The following is a 16,977-nucleotide window of genomic DNA, read 5'->3' as shown; positions in this document are numbered from 1 at the left end:
GGGGCCGAGCGTTCGCTCGGTCGGGATCGGGTTGTCAGTTCTCGCGATCAGGCGAGGGTGGTCTTGCCGGCCTTCAGGCAGGAGGTGCAGACGTTCTTACGCTTGCGGTTGCCCGGGGCCACCTCGACACGCACAGACTGGATATTGGGATTCCAGCGGCGGTTGGTACGGCGGTGCGAGTGCGAAACGGACTTGCCGAAGCCCGGACCCTTGCCGCAGACGTCACAGACGGCAGCCATTGTCGAACTCCCTTGATAGATGGAATGATCTTGCGGTTACGCCAGCTCGCTGCTCGCGGAAACGCAACGTCATCCACGGCGGCGGCAAGGCAACCCTGCAAGGGTAACCGTCCGGGTGCGTCACCACCAAATCCGGGCCGAGCGTGATCTGCCGCGGCGTCGGCGTCGGGTAGGCGGCGAATGCGCCGGACCCGTCGACGGCGACCGTGTCGGCGACTCCGAGTAATCTCTCACACATCCTGGGCAGCACGTGTCGTGGCACTTTGTTGGTGCGCACTTTTTCGATGACGTGGATTCGATGACGTGGAGACACGGCGTGAGCCCCCGCGGTGAAGGAGGACCCCCATGTCGACCGACGGTGGACTCGTTCGCGTGATGAATCCACAGGTCCTGCGTGACTGGGCCCAGGAGTGTGTTGCCCGGCTCGAAGACCTGCGCGGTGAGATCAACGACCTCAATGTCTTCCCGATCCCTGATTCGGACACCGGCAGCAACATGCTGTTCACCATGAGGTCTGCTGCCGACGCCGCCACCGGGCTTCCCGCCGACGCCGACGTGGTCGCCGTGACGCGGGCCATGGCAGAAGGTGCCGTGGCCAACGCGCGCGGCAATTCCGGCGTCATCATGTCGCAGATCCTGGTCGGCCTCGCCGACGCCGTGGAGATCGGCGCACCGGACGGACAGTTGACCTTTTCGCAGCTGGCGGTATCAGGGCTGAGGCTTGGATCGTTGGCAGCACAGCGCGCGGTCAGCGACCCCAGGGAGGGCACCGTCCTGACGCTGCTGACCATCGCCGCGGAGTCTGCAGCGCGTCACGCCGGTGAGACCGCCGCCGACCAGGCCCGCACGATCGCCGACGACGTGGCCGATGGTCTGGAACGAACGCCCGAACAGCTCCCCGAACTGGCGTCGGCGGGCGTCGTCGACGCGGGCGGTCGGGGTTTTCTCGCCATGCTCGACGCGATGGTCGGGGTGCTCACCGGTGTCACGCAGCGGCGTCGTCGGTACCGCGGAACCCTCACCGGGGGAGGACAGCCCGGTCATCCCGTCGACCAGACGTGTGATGGCCCGGGCGACATGGACTTCGAGGTGATGTATCTGCTCACCGGGGCTGCGGGCGAGAGCATCGCGACGCTGCGATCCGAACTCGGCGAACTCGGCGACGCCGTGGTGATCGTCGGAGACAGTTCGCCGTCGGGTGAACGGTTCTCGGTGCACGTCCACACCGACGAGCCGGGGGCCGCGGTCGAGGCAGCGATAGCGCACGGGAACGTCTCCGACATCCGGATCTCCTGCTTTGCGCTCGATTCGATTCGCGCGCAAGCCAATTCGATGGAGCCGCCGCCTCGTCACCGGCGCGCCGTCGTCGCTGTCGTGCGCGGGGACGGGGCCGCGGAACTCTTCGCCGAGGCCGGAGCGGCCGTGGTCCGCGCCGACGACGGGGTGACCCCGGAGGCGCTCGCCGCGGCCATTCGCGCCACCGATTCGGCGCACGTGGTGGTCATGGCGAACGGATCGCTGACCTCGCAGGATCTGGTGAGCGTTGCAGCGGAGGTCCGGTCTGCACAGCGGTCGGTGATCTCGTTGCCGACCTCATCGATGGCCCAGTGCCTTGCGGCCCTCGCGGTCCACGACCCCTCCGAGTCGCCGGATGCCGACGCCTACGCGATGGCCGAAGCCGCAGCGGGTGCACGCTGGGGTTCGCTGCTGCTCGCCGACGAGCGCATGATCACCCTCGCCGGTACGTGCGACGTCGGAGATGTGTTGGGCCTCATCGGCTCTGATGTCCTTGTCATCGCGCCGGAGCAGACGGCCGCTGTCGTGTCGTTGGTCGACCTCATGTTGGCGACCGGCGGCGAGATGGTCACCGTCCTTGCGGGTTCGAGCGTCGACCGCGCCGCGTTGGCGGCGCTCGAAGCGCAGATCCGACGGGCCTATCCAGGCGTCGAAATGGTCGTGTACGAGACCGGGCAGACCGACGATCTGATGCAAGTGGGTATCGAGTAGTGGTCCGTGCATCCGACTCTCTGTCCGATGTCTTCAACGCTGAACGGGCGGCGAGTCTCGCGTCGTTGGGGATCGCGACCGTCGGAGAGCTGCTGCGTTACGCACCGCGTCGTTATCTCACGCATGGCCAACCCTCGGAGGAGCAGGACCTCACCGAGGGGGAGTGGGTCACGGTTGTCGGACGCATCACCCGTGCCGACCTGATCCGCATGAAGAAGCGTCACGGGCAGTTCCTGAAGGTGACCGTCGACGACGGCAACCGCTCCTACGAGGTCAGCTTCTTCAACCCGCGCTTCATCAAGAACGCACTCAAACCCGGCACGCGGCTCATGGTGGCGGGCACCGTGAAGTTCTTCCGCGAGCAGCCGCAACTCTCACACCCCGAATGGATGGTCCTGCCGGACGGCGACGTCGAGGTCGATCGTGTCGTCGGGTCGGCGATGCTCGCCGAGATGTACGCGGCCGAGGCCGAGATCACCGGCGAACAGCGGCGCCCGGGAGCGCACTCGGCCGACATCGCCGCCGCGTTCGATCGAGCGATCGTGCCGCTGTATCCCGCGAACCGCGAGATCCAGACATGGGACATCTGGGCGTCGATTCGTCAGGTTCTCGACGACGTCGAGTCGTTCGTCGACCCGCTGTCCGACGACGAACGCGAACGCCGAGGTTTGATGTCGCTTGACGAGGCGATCCGCACCATTCATGTCCCCGACTCCGATGCACACGTCACCGCCGCGAACGATCGACTGAAATTCGACGAGGCGCTCGCGATCCAGACAGTCCTCGCGCAGCGTCGCCTCGCGGGCCGTGCCGAATCCGCACCCGCGTGCCCGCACGTTCCCGGCGGCCTGGAAGACCGCCTCCTGCAACGACTTCCGTTCACTCTCACCGATGGGCAGCAATTGGTGATCGCCGAGATCGCAGACGACCTGCGCCACCCGACGCCGATGAGCAGGCTGCTGCAGGGTGAGGTCGGTTCCGGCAAGACCCTCGTGTCGTTGCTCGCCATGCTGCGCGTTGTCGACAACGGCCATCAGTGCGCGATCCTCGCGCCGACGGAAGTTCTCGCCGCGCAGCATCTTCGGACCATCACGTCGATGCTCGGCGATCTGGGGACTGCCGGTGAACTCGGCGCCGCCGACGGCGCGACGAGTGTGGTGTTGCTGACCGGCTCGATGAAGACCAAGGGCAAACGTCAGACGCTGCTCGACGTGGTGACCGGCAAGGCGGGCATCGTCGTGGGAACCCACGCGCTGCTCGAGGAGAAGGTCGAGTTCTTCGATCTCGGCATGGTCGTCGTCGACGAACAGCACCGCTTCGGCGTCGAACAACGAGATGTGTTGCGGGGCCGTGGTCGCGACCATCTCATGCCCCACTTCTTGGTGATGACGGCGACGCCGATCCCGCGGACGGTGGCGATGACGGCGTTCGGCGACCTCGACACGTCGGTGCTCACCGAACTTCCGCAAGGGCGTCAGCCGATCACCACGACCGTGGTGCCGACGACGAAACCCCAATGGATCGAACGCATGTGGGGGCGCGCCGCGGAGGAGATCGAGGCCGGGCGGCAGGTGTACATCGTCTGCTCGCGCATCGGCGACATCGAGCCGGCGACCCCGAGGCGCGGCGCTGGCAAGCGCACGGCGGGCGAAGAAGCCGACGCGCAGCAACAGACCATCTCCGTGCTCGATCTTTACGACGAGCTGCTCGTCGGACCGCTCGGCCACCATCGGCTCGCAGTCCTGCACGGGCGGCTACCCGCCGACGAGAAGAACGAGGTCATGGACGCGTTCGGGCGCGGAGAGATCGACGCGATCGTGGCCACCACCGTGATCGAGGTCGGTGTGGACGTTCCCAATGCGTCGATGATGATCATCGTCGACGCAGAGAGATTCGGCGTCAGCCAGCTCCACCAACTCCGCGGACGTGTCGGCCGCGGCGGCCATCCCGGCCTGTGTTTGCTGATGACGTCGACGAAGCCGGTGTCGCAGGCGATGGAGCGGCTGCGTGCCGTCGAGGCGTCGACCGACGGATTCGAACTCGCGCGCGTCGACCTACTGCAGCGCCGCGAGGGTGATCTGCTCGGCTCACTGCAGTCGGGTGGGGTGTCGTCGCTGCGTCACCTCTCGCTACTCGACGACGTCGACGTGATCGCCGACGCTCGCGAGCTGGCCGAATCCGTGGTGGCAACCGACCTTCCGCTGGCCGACCACCGGCCACTCGCCGACCTCGTCGACGCCATTCTCGTACCCAACAAGGTGCGCTACCTCGACAAATCCTGACCCGAGCCGCCCGCGTCCTCGAACCCGCGCGCCACACGCCGCCCGAACCCGCAGACGCGGCTGCCAGATAGGGGAACCGCGTGCCGCCGCGCAGCGTCGAAGATGGCGTGAATCCCGTCATCGCGGTGCCGCTCTACCGGCTGCGGATGCGCTATCGGCACGCCCGGCGCGACGCGCAGTGGCCCGCCCGCAGGTGGGCGGTCACGATCGCGTTCGTGCTCACGGCGGTCGTCGTGGCCGTGGGTGTGTACCGCGACGTACCGCGCACCCGAGCGGGGCAGTGGCACGCCGGTGCGCAGCTGGCATTGCGCCAACTCGCAGGAGTGCCCGTCGTCGCGGCGCGTACCGGTCGCGAGGACTACGAACGGTCCGCGTTCGGGGCGTCGTGGACCGACGACGCGAGCGTGACGGGAGGCGGAAACGGCTGCGATACCCGAAACGACGTGCTGACCCGCGACCTCGGTGATGTGCGAATCGGCCCGGTGACCTCGTGTCCGCGCGCTGTCCTCGCGGGCGAACTGCGCAGCCCGTATACCGGCAAGATGGTCGTGTTTCGGCGTGATCGCAATGCGACTGCGGTTCAGATCGACCACATCGTGCCCCTGGCCTTCGCGTGGGACATGGGTGCGTTCGGGTGGTCGACGCGGCGTCGCGTCGACCTGGCCAACGACCCGGCCAACCTCGTCGCCGTGGACGCGGCGTCGAACCAGGAGAAGAGCGACAGTGAACCCGCCCGCTGGCTGCCGCCCAATCGCGGTTTCCACTGTCAGTACGCGATCGAGTTCGTTGTGGTGAGCCGCGCCTACGGCGTGGCGGTCGATGCTGCGTCGCGCAGCGTGCTCGCCGGAATACTCAACCGTTGCTGACATGCGGCATCTCGACGTCCGGGCCCGCGGTGGCGTTCTCGGGTGGGCGATCTTGGGGCGGGGTGGTGCTGGACGTACCCTGGACATGTTGTCCGCCGGCAGTGCCGCGCAGGACGCAATCGTCTGCCGTGAACTCGAAATCGAGGAATTGATGAGCGCACCCACCGTGACCGGAAGACAGGCCGCGACAGGGCCCGACGTCGAAGAGGTCGTGCACGCGCAGGCCCGCGCGGCCCGTACCGCTTCTCGGGCGCTGGCAGCGCTCACCACGACTGCCAAGAATGCTGCGCTGCTCGCCGCTGCCGACGCCGTCGATGCGAACACCGAGACCATCCTGGCCGCCAACGCCGACGACGTTGCGCGCGCCGAGGAGGCCGGAACCGAGGCGAACCTCATCGACCGTCTGCGCCTGACCCCGGAGCGCGTCGCGGGCATCGCCGATGGACTGCGTCAGGTCGCGATCCTCCCCGATCCGATCGGCGAGATCGTCGCGGGCAAGACGCTTCCCAACGGGCTGCGCCTGCGGCAGGTTCGCGTGCCGCTCGGTGTGGTCGGCATCGTCTACGAGGCGCGGCCGAACGTGACGGTCGACGCCTTCGGTATCGCGTTCAAGTCCGGAAACGCTGTGCTGCTTCGCGGTTCGTCGTCGGCGGCGTCGTCGAACGCGGAGCTTGTTCGCATTCTTCGCGATGTTGTCGCGGGCGCGGGCATCCCGTCCGATGTCGTGTCGCTGCTGCCGAGTGACGACCGTTCGAGTGTCACCGCATTGATCCGAGCGCGCGGACTCGTTGACGTCGTCATTCCGCGCGGGGGTGCGGGCCTGATCAACGCGGTCGTCGCGAATGCCACGGTCCCGACGATCGAGACCGGAACCGGAAACTGCCACGTCTACGTGCATGCGCTCGCCGACGTCGGTGTCGCGACCCGCATCATCCTCAATGCCAAGACGCGGCGACCGAGCGTGTGCAACGCGGCAGAGACGGTGCTTGTCGACAAAGCGATCGCCGCCGACGCGCTGCCCAAGATCAGCCAGGCGCTGCAGTCGCAGGGTGTCGTGATCCACGGTGATGAGCCGGGGATGGAGCCGGCCGGCGAGTCCGACTGGGCCGATGAGTACCTGTCGATGGACATCGCGATGAAGGTGGTCGACGGACTCGACGCCGCTGTCGCACACATCGACACCTATGGAACCGGGCACACCGAGGCCATCGTGACCACCGACCTCGCCGCGGCCGAGGAGTTCACGAACCGGGTCGACGCCGCAGCCGTGATGGTCAATGCGTCGACCGCCTTCACCGATGGCGAGCAGTTCGGCTTCGGTGCGGAGATCGGAATCTCCACGCAGAAGCTACATGCCCGCGGACCGATGGGACTGCCGGAACTCACCTCCACCAAGTGGATCGTGTGGGGCGACGGCCAGATCCGGCCCGCGTGATGACCGACAGCGCAACGACGAACGGCCCTGCGACGCAAGACGCGGCACCCATCGTCCCCTCGTTCACAGCCGTGCCCGACGTCGTCGACCGGCTGCGCTCCACCGGCTATCTGGCCGACGACGCGACGGCGACGTCGACCTTCCTCGCCGACCGGCTCGGTAAGCCGCTGCTCGTCGAAGGCCCTGCGGGAGTGGGTAAGACGGAGTTGGCGCGTGCCATCGCCGCGGCCACCGACGCAGAGCTCGTGCGTCTGCAGTGCTACGAGGGAATCGACGAGGCGCGCGCACTCTACGAGTGGAACCACGCCAAGCAGATCCTGCACATCCAGGCGACCGGTACGCGCGACTGGGCCGAGGCGAAGACCGACATCTTCTCCGAGGAGTTCCTGCTGCCGCGACCTCTGCTGACAGCGATCTCGCGCACCGATCCCACCGTGCTCCTGATCGACGAGGTCGACAAGGCCGACGTCGACGTCGAGGGGCTGCTGCTCGAGGTGCTCAGCGACTTCGCGGTGACCATCCCGGAGATGGGGACTGTCGTCGCGTCGCGTCGGCCGATCGTGATCCTGACGTCGAACGCGACACGAGAATTGTCGGAGGCGCTGAAACGTCGCTGCCTCTACCTCTTCATCGACTTCCCCGACGCTGCGCGCGAAAAAGAGATTCTCGAGTCGCGGGTCCCGAACCTGCCCGACGCGCTGGCATCCGAACTGGTCCGCATCGTCGGCGTGCTGCGCACCCTCGACATTCGCAAGAAGCCGTCGGTCGCCGAGACCATCGACTGGGCCAACACCCTGCTCGCATTGGGCGCGGGCGAGGAACGCTCGAAGGGTGGTCGACTCGACGAAGGCCTGATCGCACGCACGCTCGGCGTCGTGCTCAAGCATCGCCCCGACCTGAAGACCGCTGTCAAAGAACTCAAGTTGGGCTGATGTCCGGGGCCGAACCCGCCACGGGCGACATCGCGACAGCAGTGCCGCTCGTCGCTCATCTCACCGACTTCGTCGACGCGTTGCGGCGACGGGGGATCGCGGTCGGTCCGTCGGCGCTGATCGACGCCGCGCGGGCGATGGAGGTGCTCGACCTGCTCGATCGCAGCAGCCTGCGCGAGGGACTCGCGGCGACGCTCGTCGACGATCACATGCACCGGCCGGCCTTCGACCGCATCTTCGACCTCTGGTTTCCGGTCGCGATCGGTGCACGCAGCGCAGAGGAAGAACTGCCGCGCGACACCTCCGGCGAGGTCGACGTCGCTGCCGTGCGCGAAATGCTCGCAGAGTTGCTCGCCGACGAGTCGGCCGACGCAGACGGACGTCTGTCTGCCGCGGTCGCGCAGGTGGTCGACGAGATGGGCCGCTACCAGTCGAGCCGCGGGGAGGCGTACTCGGCGTATCAGGCACTCTCGAGTATCGATCCCCAGACGCTGATCGCACGGATAGCCGCCGCGATGGCGGGCGGATCGGGTGACGACCTGAGCGTCGGCGACGATCCGACGTTCCGCAGGGCCGCCCGCGAACGGGCCAACCGACTACGCACCGCGATCGAGGTGGAGACGCAGCGTCGGATGGCCGACCGCAACGGACGCGAGAAGGTCAGCGACTACGCGGTGCCGACACTGCCCGAGAACATCAACTTTCTCGCGGCAGGCAAGAAGGACCTCACCGAGATCCGACGGACCGTCGCACCGCTCGCGCGTCTGTTGGCCTCCCGCTTGGAGATTCGACGACGCCGCGCCCACCGGGGTGCTGTCGACGTCCGTGCGACGCTGCGTGCGTCGATGTCGACGGGCGGGGTGCCGATCGAACTCAAGAACCGCAAGCCCCGCCCCGGCCGCCCCGAACTGGTGATCATCTGCGACGTATCGGGTTCGGTGTCCGGGTTCTCGCAGTTCACGCTGCAACTCGTCTACGCGCTGCGACAGCAGTTCGCGAAGGTTCGGATCTTCGCATTCGTCGACACTGTCGACGACGTCACCGAGTATTTCACCGACGACGAGGGGTTCGGCGGCACCGACATCGGTGAGGCGACGCATCGCATGTTGACGCAGGCCCGGCTCATCACGCGTGACGGTCATTCCGACTACGGGCACATGCTGCGCGGGTTCGTCGACGCCTACGGCGACACGCTGACACATCGCGGAGCGCTCCTGATCCTGGGCGACGCCCGCAACAACTACCATGACGCCTCCGAGGACTCGCTGCGCGAGTTGGTGGAGCGTGCGCGTCACGCGTATTGGCTCAACCCGGAGGCGCATGGCGACTGGGGTACCGGCGATTCCGCGGCCGACGACTACGCGGAGATCATCGATATGTTCGAGTGTCGCAACGCCACGCAGCTGTCCGCGGTCATCGCCGACCTCCTGCCGGTGTGATCGCTCGCGTAAACTGACCCCTCATGGCACATGACCGTCCGCGTGTACGCCGGATCGGTGTGATGGGCGGAACGTTCGATCCCATCCACAACGGGCACCTCGTGGCAGCCAGTGAGGTCGCCAACCGGTTCTCGCTCGACGAGGTGATCTTCGTCCCGACCGGACGGCCATGGCAGAAGCTGACCGAAGACGGCGGGGAGGTTCCCGACCGGACGAAGCAGGTCAGTCCCCCCGAGGACCGCTACCTGATGACGGTCATCGCGACGGCGTCGAATCCTCAGTTCAGCGTGAGTCGCGTCGACATCGACCGAGAGGGATTCACCTACACGGTCGACACGCTGCGGGATCTGCGCAAAACCCTTCCCGACGCTGCGCTCTACTTCATCACCGGCGCCGATGCGTTGGAGTCGATCCTGTCGTGGCAGGACTGGGAGGAACTGTTCGAACTGGCGAACTTCGTCGGGGTGAGCCGACCGGGATACGAGTTGAACGCCAGCCATCTGGCCACGCATCTGCGACATCTGCCAGCCGATACGCTTCATCTGATGGAGATTCCCGCACTGGCGATCTCCTCGACGGACTGTCGGGCACGCGCTGCGACGGGACGACCGGTCTGGTACCTGGTGCCAGACGGCGTCGTCCAGTACATCGCCAAACGCAGGCTCTACCGCAGGCCGCGGGTGAACTCGCCGGGTGTCTCGGCGCCACTGGCGAGCGACGCCGACGATGAACCGACAACCTCCGACACCTCAACACACCGTGCGGAAACGCAACGCTCGAAAGGACGAACGTGACAGCAGCAGCCGAGTCACTGGACATGGCGAAGGTGGCAGTCGCTGCCGCGCAGGACAAGGTCGCCACCGATGTCACGGTGATCGACGTGTCCGAACAACTCGTGATCACCGACCTGTTCGTGATCGCGTCGGCCGACAACGAGCGTCAGGTCAACGCGGTCACCGACGAGATCGAAGACAAGATGCGCGAGGCGGGTTACAAGCCCGTCCGACGCGAAGGCACACGTGAGGGTCGCTGGGCGCTGCTGGACTACGTCGACATCGTGGTGCACGTCCAGCATGCCGACGAGCGCGCCTACTACGCGCTCGACCGTCTGTGGCAGGACTGCCCGGTCATCGACCTGGAGCCGCAGGCGTGAGTGGAGCGCCCGACGACCACGACACCTCCGTCGAACGACTCACCCCGGTGGTCCGCAGGCTGATTCTGTTGCGGCACGGGCAGACCGAGTACAACGCGACGAGTCGGATGCAGGGACAACTCGACACCGACCTCTCCGATCTCGGTGTGCGACAAGCGAAGTCGGCCGCCGCCGCACTCGCCGAACGCAATCCGATGCTCATCAGGTCGTCGGATCTGCGGCGTGCTCGCGACACCGCGGAAGCGCTCGCCGTGCTGACCGGCCTGCCTGTCGAGACCGATCAACGGCTCCGCGAAACACATCTCGGTGAGTGGCAGGGCATGACGCACTACGAGGTCGACGACATCATGCCCGGTGCGCGCGCGCTGTGGCGCGACGACGCCACGTGGCGCCCGCCGGGCGGGGAGAGCCGCGTCGACGTCGCTGCCCGCGCCCTACCGGTCGTCGATGAACTGCTCGCGAGTGTGGACGACTGGGGGAGCGGCGCGAGCCCGGAGTCGCCCGTCGTGCTCGTCGCGCACGGAGGTGTGATCGCCGCGATGACCGCCGCACTGCTCGACCTTCCGGTCGCCAACTGGCCGGTGTTCGGCGGACTGGCCAACACGAGCTGGGTCCAACTGTCGGGCCACGGACTCCCCGGTGAGAAGCCGCGGTGGCGGCTGGACGTGTGGAACGCCTCGGCCGAGGTTGCCGACGCAGGGGTGCAGTGACCGACTCGGTTGCGGCGGGTACGCCCGACGACTGCCTACTCATCCTCTCCGACTCGCTCGCCTACTTCGGGCCGCAGGGTGGGCTGCCCGCAGACGACGCTCGAATCTGGCCGAACATCGTCGGCGCGCGGTGTGGTCTGCCGGTGCGGCTCTTCGGACGGATCGGCTGGACCAGCCGGGACGTCTGGTGGGCGATGACCCAGGACCCGAACATCTGGGCCGCGGTACCGCACGCACGCGCGGTGATCCTCGCGTTCGGCGGAATGGATTCGTTGCCGTCGCCGCTTCCGACCGCGTTGCGCGAGCAGATCAGATACGTGCGGCCGGGCCGACTGCGCCAGATCGTCCGGTCGGCGTATCAGTGGGTCCAGCCGCGTGCGTCGAAGATCGGGTGGCCGGTGGCCCTGCCGCCGACGGTGACCGTCGACTACCTCGACAAGATCCACGAGGCGCTGACCCAGTTGCGCCCCGACCTGCCGATGGTCGTGTGTCTGCCGTCGACGCATCGGAGCCCCTACTACGGCTACGTCCACACCGGGCGGATACCGACGACCGCGGCGATGCGCGCGTGGTGCGACCGGCACGGCGTCTCTTATGCCGACTTCTATCCACCGACACGCGACGCATACGACGATCCAGATGCCGTGAACCCAGACGCCGCGACTAACCCAGACGCTGCGATGAACTCAGATGCTGTGATGAACCCCGACGGCATCCACTGGGGCTTCGCGTGCCACCGGGCGGTCGCCGATGTGGTGGCGGAGCCGATTCTGCGCGTGCTCGACGATCCGGATGTCCGAGCCGCACGGCGAACCGGCTAACGTAGACGGGTGCCTGTTGTCGTCGTCACAGATTCCTCCGCGCGGTTGCCCGCTGCCGTTGCTGACAGCTACGACATCATCCAGGTTCCGTTGCATCTGACGCTCGACGGCGTCGACTATCTCGAAGACGACGACAACGTCCCCGCCGATATCGTGTCGACGCCGGGAGTCACCACCGCCGGGGCGACTCCGCACGATCTGGTGCGGGCGTATGGCGAAGCCATCGAGCGCAGTAAGGGCGACGGCGTCGTCGCGGTCCACATGTCGCGAAAACTGTCCGGCACGTGGAGCGCAGGGCGCCTCGCCGCAGAGGACTACTCGGGGCAGGTGCGGGTCGTCGACTCGCGGTCAGTTGGACTGGCAGTCGGGTTCGTGGCCATCGCCGCGGCGCAGGCCGCCCGGGACGGTGCCGACCGGGACCGTGCGTACGAAGCCGCCATCCGCCAGGCGGCGACCGTCGAATCACTGCTCTGTGTGCAGAACCTCGACAACCTTCGCAACAGCGGCCGAATCAGCGCCGCGAGCAAGATGCTCGGTTCCGCGTTGTCGATCAAACCGATCCTGCACGTCGTCGACGGGACGCTGACGCTTCGGGAACGCACGCGCACCTTCTCCAAGGCGCTGGACAAGATGGCAGACGCAGCAGTCGATTACGCCGACGGCCGCGCGGTGACCCTTGGCGTGCAACATTGCCAAGCTCCTGCTGCCGCAGCCGATCTCGTCGTCCGACTGCGGGAGAGCCTGCGGAGCGTGACGTCGAGCATCACGGTCGATCTCGGTCCCGTGCTCGGCTGTCACGTCGGCCCCGGAGCGGTCGGCGTCGTGATCGGTACCCAACTCGACCCCATCACCAGGGGCCCGTCGGTGGCCGAGGGGTTGTCCACAACCTGACCGTCGTCCACAGCGCTGCGTCGGTGCGTGGCCGCCGACCCCAAGGCGTGGTGTGCCCGCCGTAGCGTCAGAGGCTATGAGCGACAAACCAATCCGGACGGCACGTGGATTCGCCGCGCGAGGTGTTGTCGAGCGCGGACAGCGCACCGGGTCCACCGCGGTCGGGCGCTCCCCGCTGGACCGGTTGTCGGCGACCGCCCGCACGCCTGTCGGAGCCACCCGGGTGCCCGAACCCGACGCGAACTCGTCGGCTGCAAACGACGATGTGTCGCCTGATTCCTGGGAGATCGACACGACGCCGGGTTGGCTGGCTCCCGAGGTGGGACGTAGGCGTTCTCTCGATAGTCGAGAAAGACTACATGCCAACGGATTCGACGACGATCGTCTAGATGATTTCGGCCTCGACCCGGATGCAGATGACGATTCGGATGACGATGGGTATCGTCCCCGACGCCGATTCGCGGTGGCTCCCGCCGGTGCCATCGCGCTGATCAGTGTGGGTGTAATCGCCTGTGTGATAGCGGGATTCGGACTGCTCCGCAACGACGACGTCGTGCCGACTGTTGCCTTCCCCTCATCGGCGGGTCCGTCGACGTCGATTCCGTCCCACGCTGCAGCGTCTTCTGCCGCAGTGCCGTCTGACGCCGCGCCCTCAGCTGCACCAGCCCAGATCGTGGTGAGCGTCGTCGGACTGGTGCGGAAGCCCGGGTTGGTGAGATTGGCGCCGCGGTCGCGGGTGGCCGACGCGCTGTCGAGCGCTGGCGGTGCCCGCGAGGGAGCCGACACGACGTCATTGAATCTCGCTCAGGTGTTGGGAGACGGCGACCAGGTGCTTGTCGGCTACGCGAGCAAGGACGGCAACGCCTCACTGCGCAGCGCGGTGGTCGCCGCAGGTGTAGGGAGGGCGGGCCCGTCGTCGCCACCGACGGCCGGTGATGCGCCCGAGTCGGGCACTGGCACAACGGGTTCGGGGTCGGCGAGCAGCACGGGCGGAAAGGTCGATCTGAACACTGCGAGCGCCGAGCAGCTCGACGCTCTCCCGGGGGTCGGCCCTGTCACGGCGAAGGCCATCATCGACTGGCGATCGCAGCACGGAAAGTTCACGTCCGTCGACCAACTCGGCGAAGTTGACGGAATCGGACCCGCACGGCTCGCCAAGCTTCGCGACCTCGTGACCGCAGGTTGACACCCCGGTGGATCTACGGCTTGTCACACCCGCGCTCGTGGTGTGGTTGGTCACGCTGCTCGGGCTGCACGGGCCGTCGTGGTCGATGCCTGCTGTGCTGGTGATCGGCGGAATGATCTGTGCTGCAGCTCTGTTCGCGTATCGGCGGTGGAAAGTGGCCTGGCGAATGGTCGGCATCGTGGTGATCGGCGCGGGGATGGCGGTGACATGTGCACTCGCGCTGTGGCTTCGGCTCGAGACGCGCGACGCGCATCCGATGTCGGGCATGTCGGGCAAGGCGACGGTCACGATGTCGATTCGCGACGACCCGCGGAACTTCGGGCCCGCACAACGGGGTCAGGTGACCACTCGGGTGACGGTGCTGGCCGTCGGGGAGCGTCGAGTTCCCTCCGCCGTCGCCGATGTCGTCGCTCGCGCGCCCGGATGGGTCGGATTGTTGCCGGGTCAGCGCGTGCGTGTCCTGGTGAGTATGCGCGCACCTCGAGGGGGTGATCTCAGTGTTGCGAGGTTGGCGGCGTCGGGACCGCCGACGATGTTGGGGCGGCCTCCTCCGCTGCAGCGCGGAGCCGGCATCGTGCGGACAACGCTGCAGCAGAACTCGGCGCAGGCGCTGACCGGTGAATCCGCGGGATTACTGCCGGGATTGGTCATCGGCGACGAGAGCGCATTGTCGCAAGATGTCCGGGATCAGTTCCGCGCGGCCGGGCTCAGCCACCTGACCGCTGTTTCCGGGTAAACCGTCGATTTGGGATGGTAGTCACGCAACCCCTACGCTACCGACCCGACCGTTCCGGCGACGGCGTAGGCGGCGTGGTCGTCGAGGCTGAAGCGTGCTCTGGCGTACCACTTGAGCGTCGTCGATAGCTCGGCATGACCGAGTGACTCTTGCACGACCTGTGGGTCGATACCGCCCGCGAGCGCGGTGATGGTGAAGGTGTGGCGCAGCCAGTGCGACGACACCTCCGGCTCAATCCCGGCTTTGCGGGCCATCCTTTTGATGACCTCGTTGGCGCAGCGCCGGGAGATCCGCTTACCGCTGATCACTCCGACGATCAACGGCCCTGTCGTGCGGTCGGCTGCGGCGTCGTCGACGGCGCGTTGCACCACCGGGGGTAGCGGGATGAGAGCGACCTCGCCGCCCTTGCGGGTGACGCGGACGCAGCGGTGTGACTGCTCGTTGACGCGGGTGTCCTCGACGTCGATGCCCACGGCCTCGGAGACGCGTAGCCCGCAGTACGCCATGAGGGTGACGAGCGCGTAGTAGGCGGGTCGTTCATCGCGGGCCACGATGAGGAGCTGGCGTAGCTCGTGGCGGTACAGCGACTTGCGCGAGTTGTCGCGCGGTACCCGCACCTTGCGGACGAGCCTGCACGGGTTGCGGTCTATCAGTCCGTCGTCGATCGCGAGCTCAAACCACGTACGGAGTACGCAGACACGGTGGTTGATGGTGGTGGGCTTGAGGTTTCGCGCGTCTTTCAGCTCGAGTACCCATGCTTCGATGTCGGTGCGGTGGATGCCGTAGATCGGGTCGAGGCCGCGTTCGGCGCACCAGTCGGCCCAGGAGTGGATCGCCGCGCGGTAGGCGTTGCGGGTGTGGGTGTTCTCCCAGCGGAGGAGGAACACTTCGATCTTGAGGTCGATGTCGGGGGTGGCGCCCGGATTCGGGCAGAGTTGGGTAGCCTTCACGGCAGCCCCTCCTTGCTATCTCAAGTGAGCGGGTCAGGCCTCGGGCGGTGTTACCAGCACCTCCGGGGCCGCTCTCATTTCTACGCCGAATCGGACACGTTCGCCACGCAAATAGAGCAGATCGACTGCGGCACAACGAAAACCGCCCCACCTCCGAAGAGATGGGGCGCTGTGGTTGGCGTCAGTCGAGGTGTTCGAGTTCGTGCATCGGCGAGTCGCTCGTCGTTGTAGATGTGCACGACTCACCCGACCGGCTCACCGCTGGCACCGAGCAGACTCGAGCACCTAGACTGAACGAGCAGCCTATGCTCATTACGAAGCCCCCGCGCAGGTGCGAACTGCCGGGGGCGTGACCGACCGGAAAGGGGTCGATGATCCGATGATAGTGACTGGCGCATTCTTTGCCGATGCGGTGGCAGCAGTCGACGGGAAGATGCACGTCTGGGGCGGCGTGGGCGACGAGATTAACCGTCCCGCAGGCGTTCACCCGATGGTCCCGATAGTGATACTCACGCAAGCGTCCGATGAACCGGCACCCGACTTCATCGACCTCGAGATTCTCGGCCCCGATGGAACGCGCACCGTAGTGCTGCTAGGTGTGCCGGAGGTGACGAAGGCGGGAAAGAATCAAGGGTGGTTCTGGTGGCGGGTGCCAATTCCCGCTTCGGTCGACGGGCGCTATGTCGCCGTCATCGGGACCACGACCATAGCGTTCCACGTAGTCACAACCACATAGAGCCGGGGCCACTTCCGCCCCCACCTCCACCGGATGGAGATGTGCCCCTGTGGGTGAATCCGCCACTGCCGCCGACACCACCGCCGCCTGGGGCCACCGAGAACGCCGCCCGTACGCGGCGTATCTCTGCGATCAGTCGCGGTATGTCGTGCGGATCGCGTTTCGCGGCGATCGCTTCGAGTTCGGCATCGTCCATCACGGCAAATCCTTTCAGAGTCCGCGGTATCGCAGGATTGGTGTGACGTCGACGGAGAACGCTTGCGTCGAACGACACGACTTTCACCCGGTCACCGATCGCGAACTCCGCCACGTACCAGATTCTAGTATCTGGTCACTACCCTCGACGTCGTGACAGACCGTGACCTCCTGTCGGCTGCCGCGCGAGACATTCGTACGGTGATGCGACGTCGGCAGGCCGAGCGCAACGCCGCCGACCCCGAAAGCTGGCAACCACCCGACCCCGTGCTCATGGCGCTCGCGGTGGAGTGCGACGAGGTCGTGCACGGCCAGCGCGCCGAAGCTCCCGACCTCACCGAGCGGATCGCTGTGGTGCTCGATGAGGAGCGGGAGCCGTGACTTCGAATTATGGGTGGG

At 66.8% G+C, this 16,977-nt stretch carries 18 protein-coding genes; 15 read left to right on the top strand and 3 right to left on the bottom strand.

The genetic code is table 11. The features are described 5' to 3' along the window. Nucleotides 1-47: 47 nt before the first annotated feature. Nucleotides 48-239, bottom strand: a complete 192-nt coding sequence (gene rpmB, locus B3T59_RS18615) for a 50S ribosomal protein L28 (protein WP_005180428.1) — start codon at nt 237-239, stop codon at nt 48-50. Nucleotides 240-584: 345 nt separating this feature from the next. Between rpmB and B3T59_RS18610 the strand changes: the two genes are divergently transcribed. The 13 genes from B3T59_RS18610 (at nt 585) to B3T59_RS18550 (ending at nt 14,697) form a co-directional block, all read left to right on the top strand. After that, nucleotides 585-2,246: a DAK2 domain-containing protein gene (locus B3T59_RS18610; protein ID WP_005205163.1), complete on the top strand. Its 1,662-nt coding sequence runs from the start codon at nt 585-587 to the stop codon at nt 2,244-2,246. After that, nucleotides 2,246-4,528: an ATP-dependent DNA helicase RecG gene (recG, locus tag B3T59_RS18605; RefSeq protein ID WP_267625537.1), complete on the top strand. Its 2,283-nt coding sequence runs from the start codon at nt 2,246-2,248 to the stop codon at nt 4,526-4,528. The genes B3T59_RS18610 and recG overlap by 1 nt, the downstream gene beginning before the upstream one ends. A gap of 107 nt (nt 4,529-4,635) precedes the next feature. Continuing rightward, nucleotides 4,636-5,394: an HNH endonuclease family protein gene (locus B3T59_RS18600; RefSeq protein WP_156527399.1), complete on the top strand. Its 759-nt coding sequence runs from the start codon at nt 4,636-4,638 to the stop codon at nt 5,392-5,394. Nucleotides 5,395-5,545: 151 nt separating this feature from the next. Further along, nucleotides 5,546-6,829: a glutamate-5-semialdehyde dehydrogenase gene (locus tag B3T59_RS18595; protein ID WP_064863097.1), complete on the top strand. Its 1,284-nt coding sequence runs from the start codon at nt 5,546-5,548 to the stop codon at nt 6,827-6,829. Next, nucleotides 6,829-7,761, top strand: coding sequence for an AAA family ATPase (locus tag B3T59_RS18590; protein WP_005205154.1), 933 nt, complete (start codon nt 6,829-6,831; stop codon nt 7,759-7,761). Before B3T59_RS18595 ends, B3T59_RS18590 begins: the two co-directional genes overlap by 1 nt. Continuing rightward, on the top strand, nt 7,761-9,200 hold the full coding sequence (locus tag B3T59_RS18585; protein WP_064864589.1) for a vWA domain-containing protein: 1,440 nt from the start codon (nt 7,761-7,763) through the stop codon (nt 9,198-9,200). The genes B3T59_RS18590 and B3T59_RS18585 overlap by 1 nt, the downstream gene beginning before the upstream one ends. 23 nt (nt 9,201-9,223) lie before the next feature. Beyond that, nucleotides 9,224-9,994: a nicotinate-nucleotide adenylyltransferase gene (gene nadD / locus B3T59_RS18580; protein WP_064864591.1), complete on the top strand. Its 771-nt coding sequence runs from the start codon at nt 9,224-9,226 to the stop codon at nt 9,992-9,994. Further along, the gene (gene rsfS, locus B3T59_RS18575) at nt 9,991-10,353 is read left to right on the top strand and encodes a ribosome silencing factor (protein ID WP_005205149.1); all 363 of its coding nucleotides are present in this window, start codon (nt 9,991-9,993) and stop codon (nt 10,351-10,353) included. The genes nadD and rsfS overlap by 4 nt, the downstream gene beginning before the upstream one ends. Next, nucleotides 10,350-11,063, top strand: coding sequence for a histidine phosphatase family protein (locus B3T59_RS18570; protein WP_005205147.1), 714 nt, complete (start codon nt 10,350-10,352; stop codon nt 11,061-11,063). Before rsfS ends, B3T59_RS18570 begins: the two co-directional genes overlap by 4 nt. Next, nucleotides 11,060-11,884, top strand: coding sequence for a diglucosylglycerate octanoyltransferase (gene octT, locus B3T59_RS18565; protein ID WP_005205146.1), 825 nt, complete (start codon nt 11,060-11,062; stop codon nt 11,882-11,884). The genes B3T59_RS18570 and octT overlap by 4 nt, the downstream gene beginning before the upstream one ends. Before the next feature lie 9 nt (nt 11,885-11,893). Then, nucleotides 11,894-12,775, top strand: a complete 882-nt coding sequence (locus B3T59_RS18560; RefSeq protein ID WP_005205144.1) for a DegV family protein — start codon at nt 11,894-11,896, stop codon at nt 12,773-12,775. Nucleotides 12,776-12,851: 76 nt separating this feature from the next. Beyond that, a complete protein-coding gene (locus B3T59_RS18555) occupies nt 12,852-13,961 on the top strand; it encodes a ComEA family DNA-binding protein (RefSeq protein WP_287004706.1) in 1,110 nt (369 codons plus the stop codon). Between the two features lie 7 nt (nt 13,962-13,968). Next, the gene (locus B3T59_RS18550; RefSeq protein WP_287004704.1) at nt 13,969-14,697 is read left to right on the top strand and encodes a ComEC/Rec2 family competence protein; all 729 of its coding nucleotides are present in this window, start codon (nt 13,969-13,971) and stop codon (nt 14,695-14,697) included. A gap of 32 nt (nt 14,698-14,729) precedes the next feature. Here B3T59_RS18550 and B3T59_RS18545 read toward each other — a convergent pair whose 3' ends face one another. Further along, nucleotides 14,730-15,647 carry a tyrosine-type recombinase/integrase gene (locus B3T59_RS18545; RefSeq protein WP_287004702.1) on the bottom strand — a complete coding sequence of 306 codons (918 nt, stop codon included), beginning with the start codon at nt 15,645-15,647 and terminating at the stop codon, nt 14,730-14,732. Between the two features lie 349 nt (nt 15,648-15,996). On the opposite strand from B3T59_RS18545, the gene B3T59_RS18540 reads away from it, so the two are divergent. Beyond that, nucleotides 15,997-16,383 (top strand): hypothetical protein, encoded by a 387-nt coding sequence (locus B3T59_RS18540; RefSeq protein WP_287004700.1) that lies wholly within the window; start codon nt 15,997-15,999, stop codon nt 16,381-16,383. Here B3T59_RS18540 and B3T59_RS18535 read toward each other — a convergent pair. After that, nucleotides 16,370-16,693 (bottom strand): hypothetical protein, encoded by a 324-nt coding sequence (locus B3T59_RS18535; RefSeq protein ID WP_287004698.1) that lies wholly within the window; start codon nt 16,691-16,693, stop codon nt 16,370-16,372. The genes B3T59_RS18540 and B3T59_RS18535 overlap by 14 nt on opposite strands. A 38-nt stretch (nt 16,694-16,731) precedes the next feature. Between B3T59_RS18535 and B3T59_RS18530 the strand changes: the two genes are divergently transcribed. After that, nucleotides 16,732-16,959: a hypothetical protein gene (locus B3T59_RS18530; RefSeq protein ID WP_287004696.1), complete on the top strand. Its 228-nt coding sequence runs from the start codon at nt 16,732-16,734 to the stop codon at nt 16,957-16,959. Nucleotides 16,960-16,977 lie beyond the last annotated feature (18 nt).

It is taken from the genome of Gordonia sp. UBA7860 (assembly GCF_002500165.1).
Classification (GTDB): domain Bacteria; phylum Actinomycetota; class Actinomycetes; order Mycobacteriales; family Mycobacteriaceae; genus Gordonia; species Gordonia sputi.
This window is presented reverse-complemented; position numbering and strand designations above follow the sequence as displayed.

Excerpts from the sequence above, each read along its gene's own strand:
- B3T59_RS18595 (WP_064863097.1), top strand. The coding sequence starts at position 5,546 with ATGAGCGCACCCACCGTGACCGGAAGACAGGCCGCGACAGGGCCCGAC.
- B3T59_RS18555 (WP_287004706.1), top strand. The coding sequence starts at position 12,852 with ATGAGCGACAAACCAATCCGGACGGCACGTGGATTCGCCGCGCGAGGT.
- B3T59_RS18585 (WP_064864589.1), top strand. The coding sequence starts at position 7,761 with ATGTCCGGGGCCGAACCCGCCACGGGCGACATCGCGACAGCAGTGCCG.
- rpmB (WP_005180428.1), bottom strand. The coding sequence starts at position 239 with ATGGCTGCCGTCTGTGACGTCTGCGGCAAGGGTCCGGGCTTCGGCAAG.
- B3T59_RS18590 (WP_005205154.1), top strand. The coding sequence starts at position 6,829 with ATGACCGACAGCGCAACGACGAACGGCCCTGCGACGCAAGACGCGGCA.
- nadD (WP_064864591.1), top strand. The coding sequence starts at position 9,224 with ATGGCACATGACCGTCCGCGTGTACGCCGGATCGGTGTGATGGGCGGA.
- B3T59_RS18610 (WP_005205163.1), top strand. The coding sequence starts at position 585 with ATGTCGACCGACGGTGGACTCGTTCGCGTGATGAATCCACAGGTCCTG.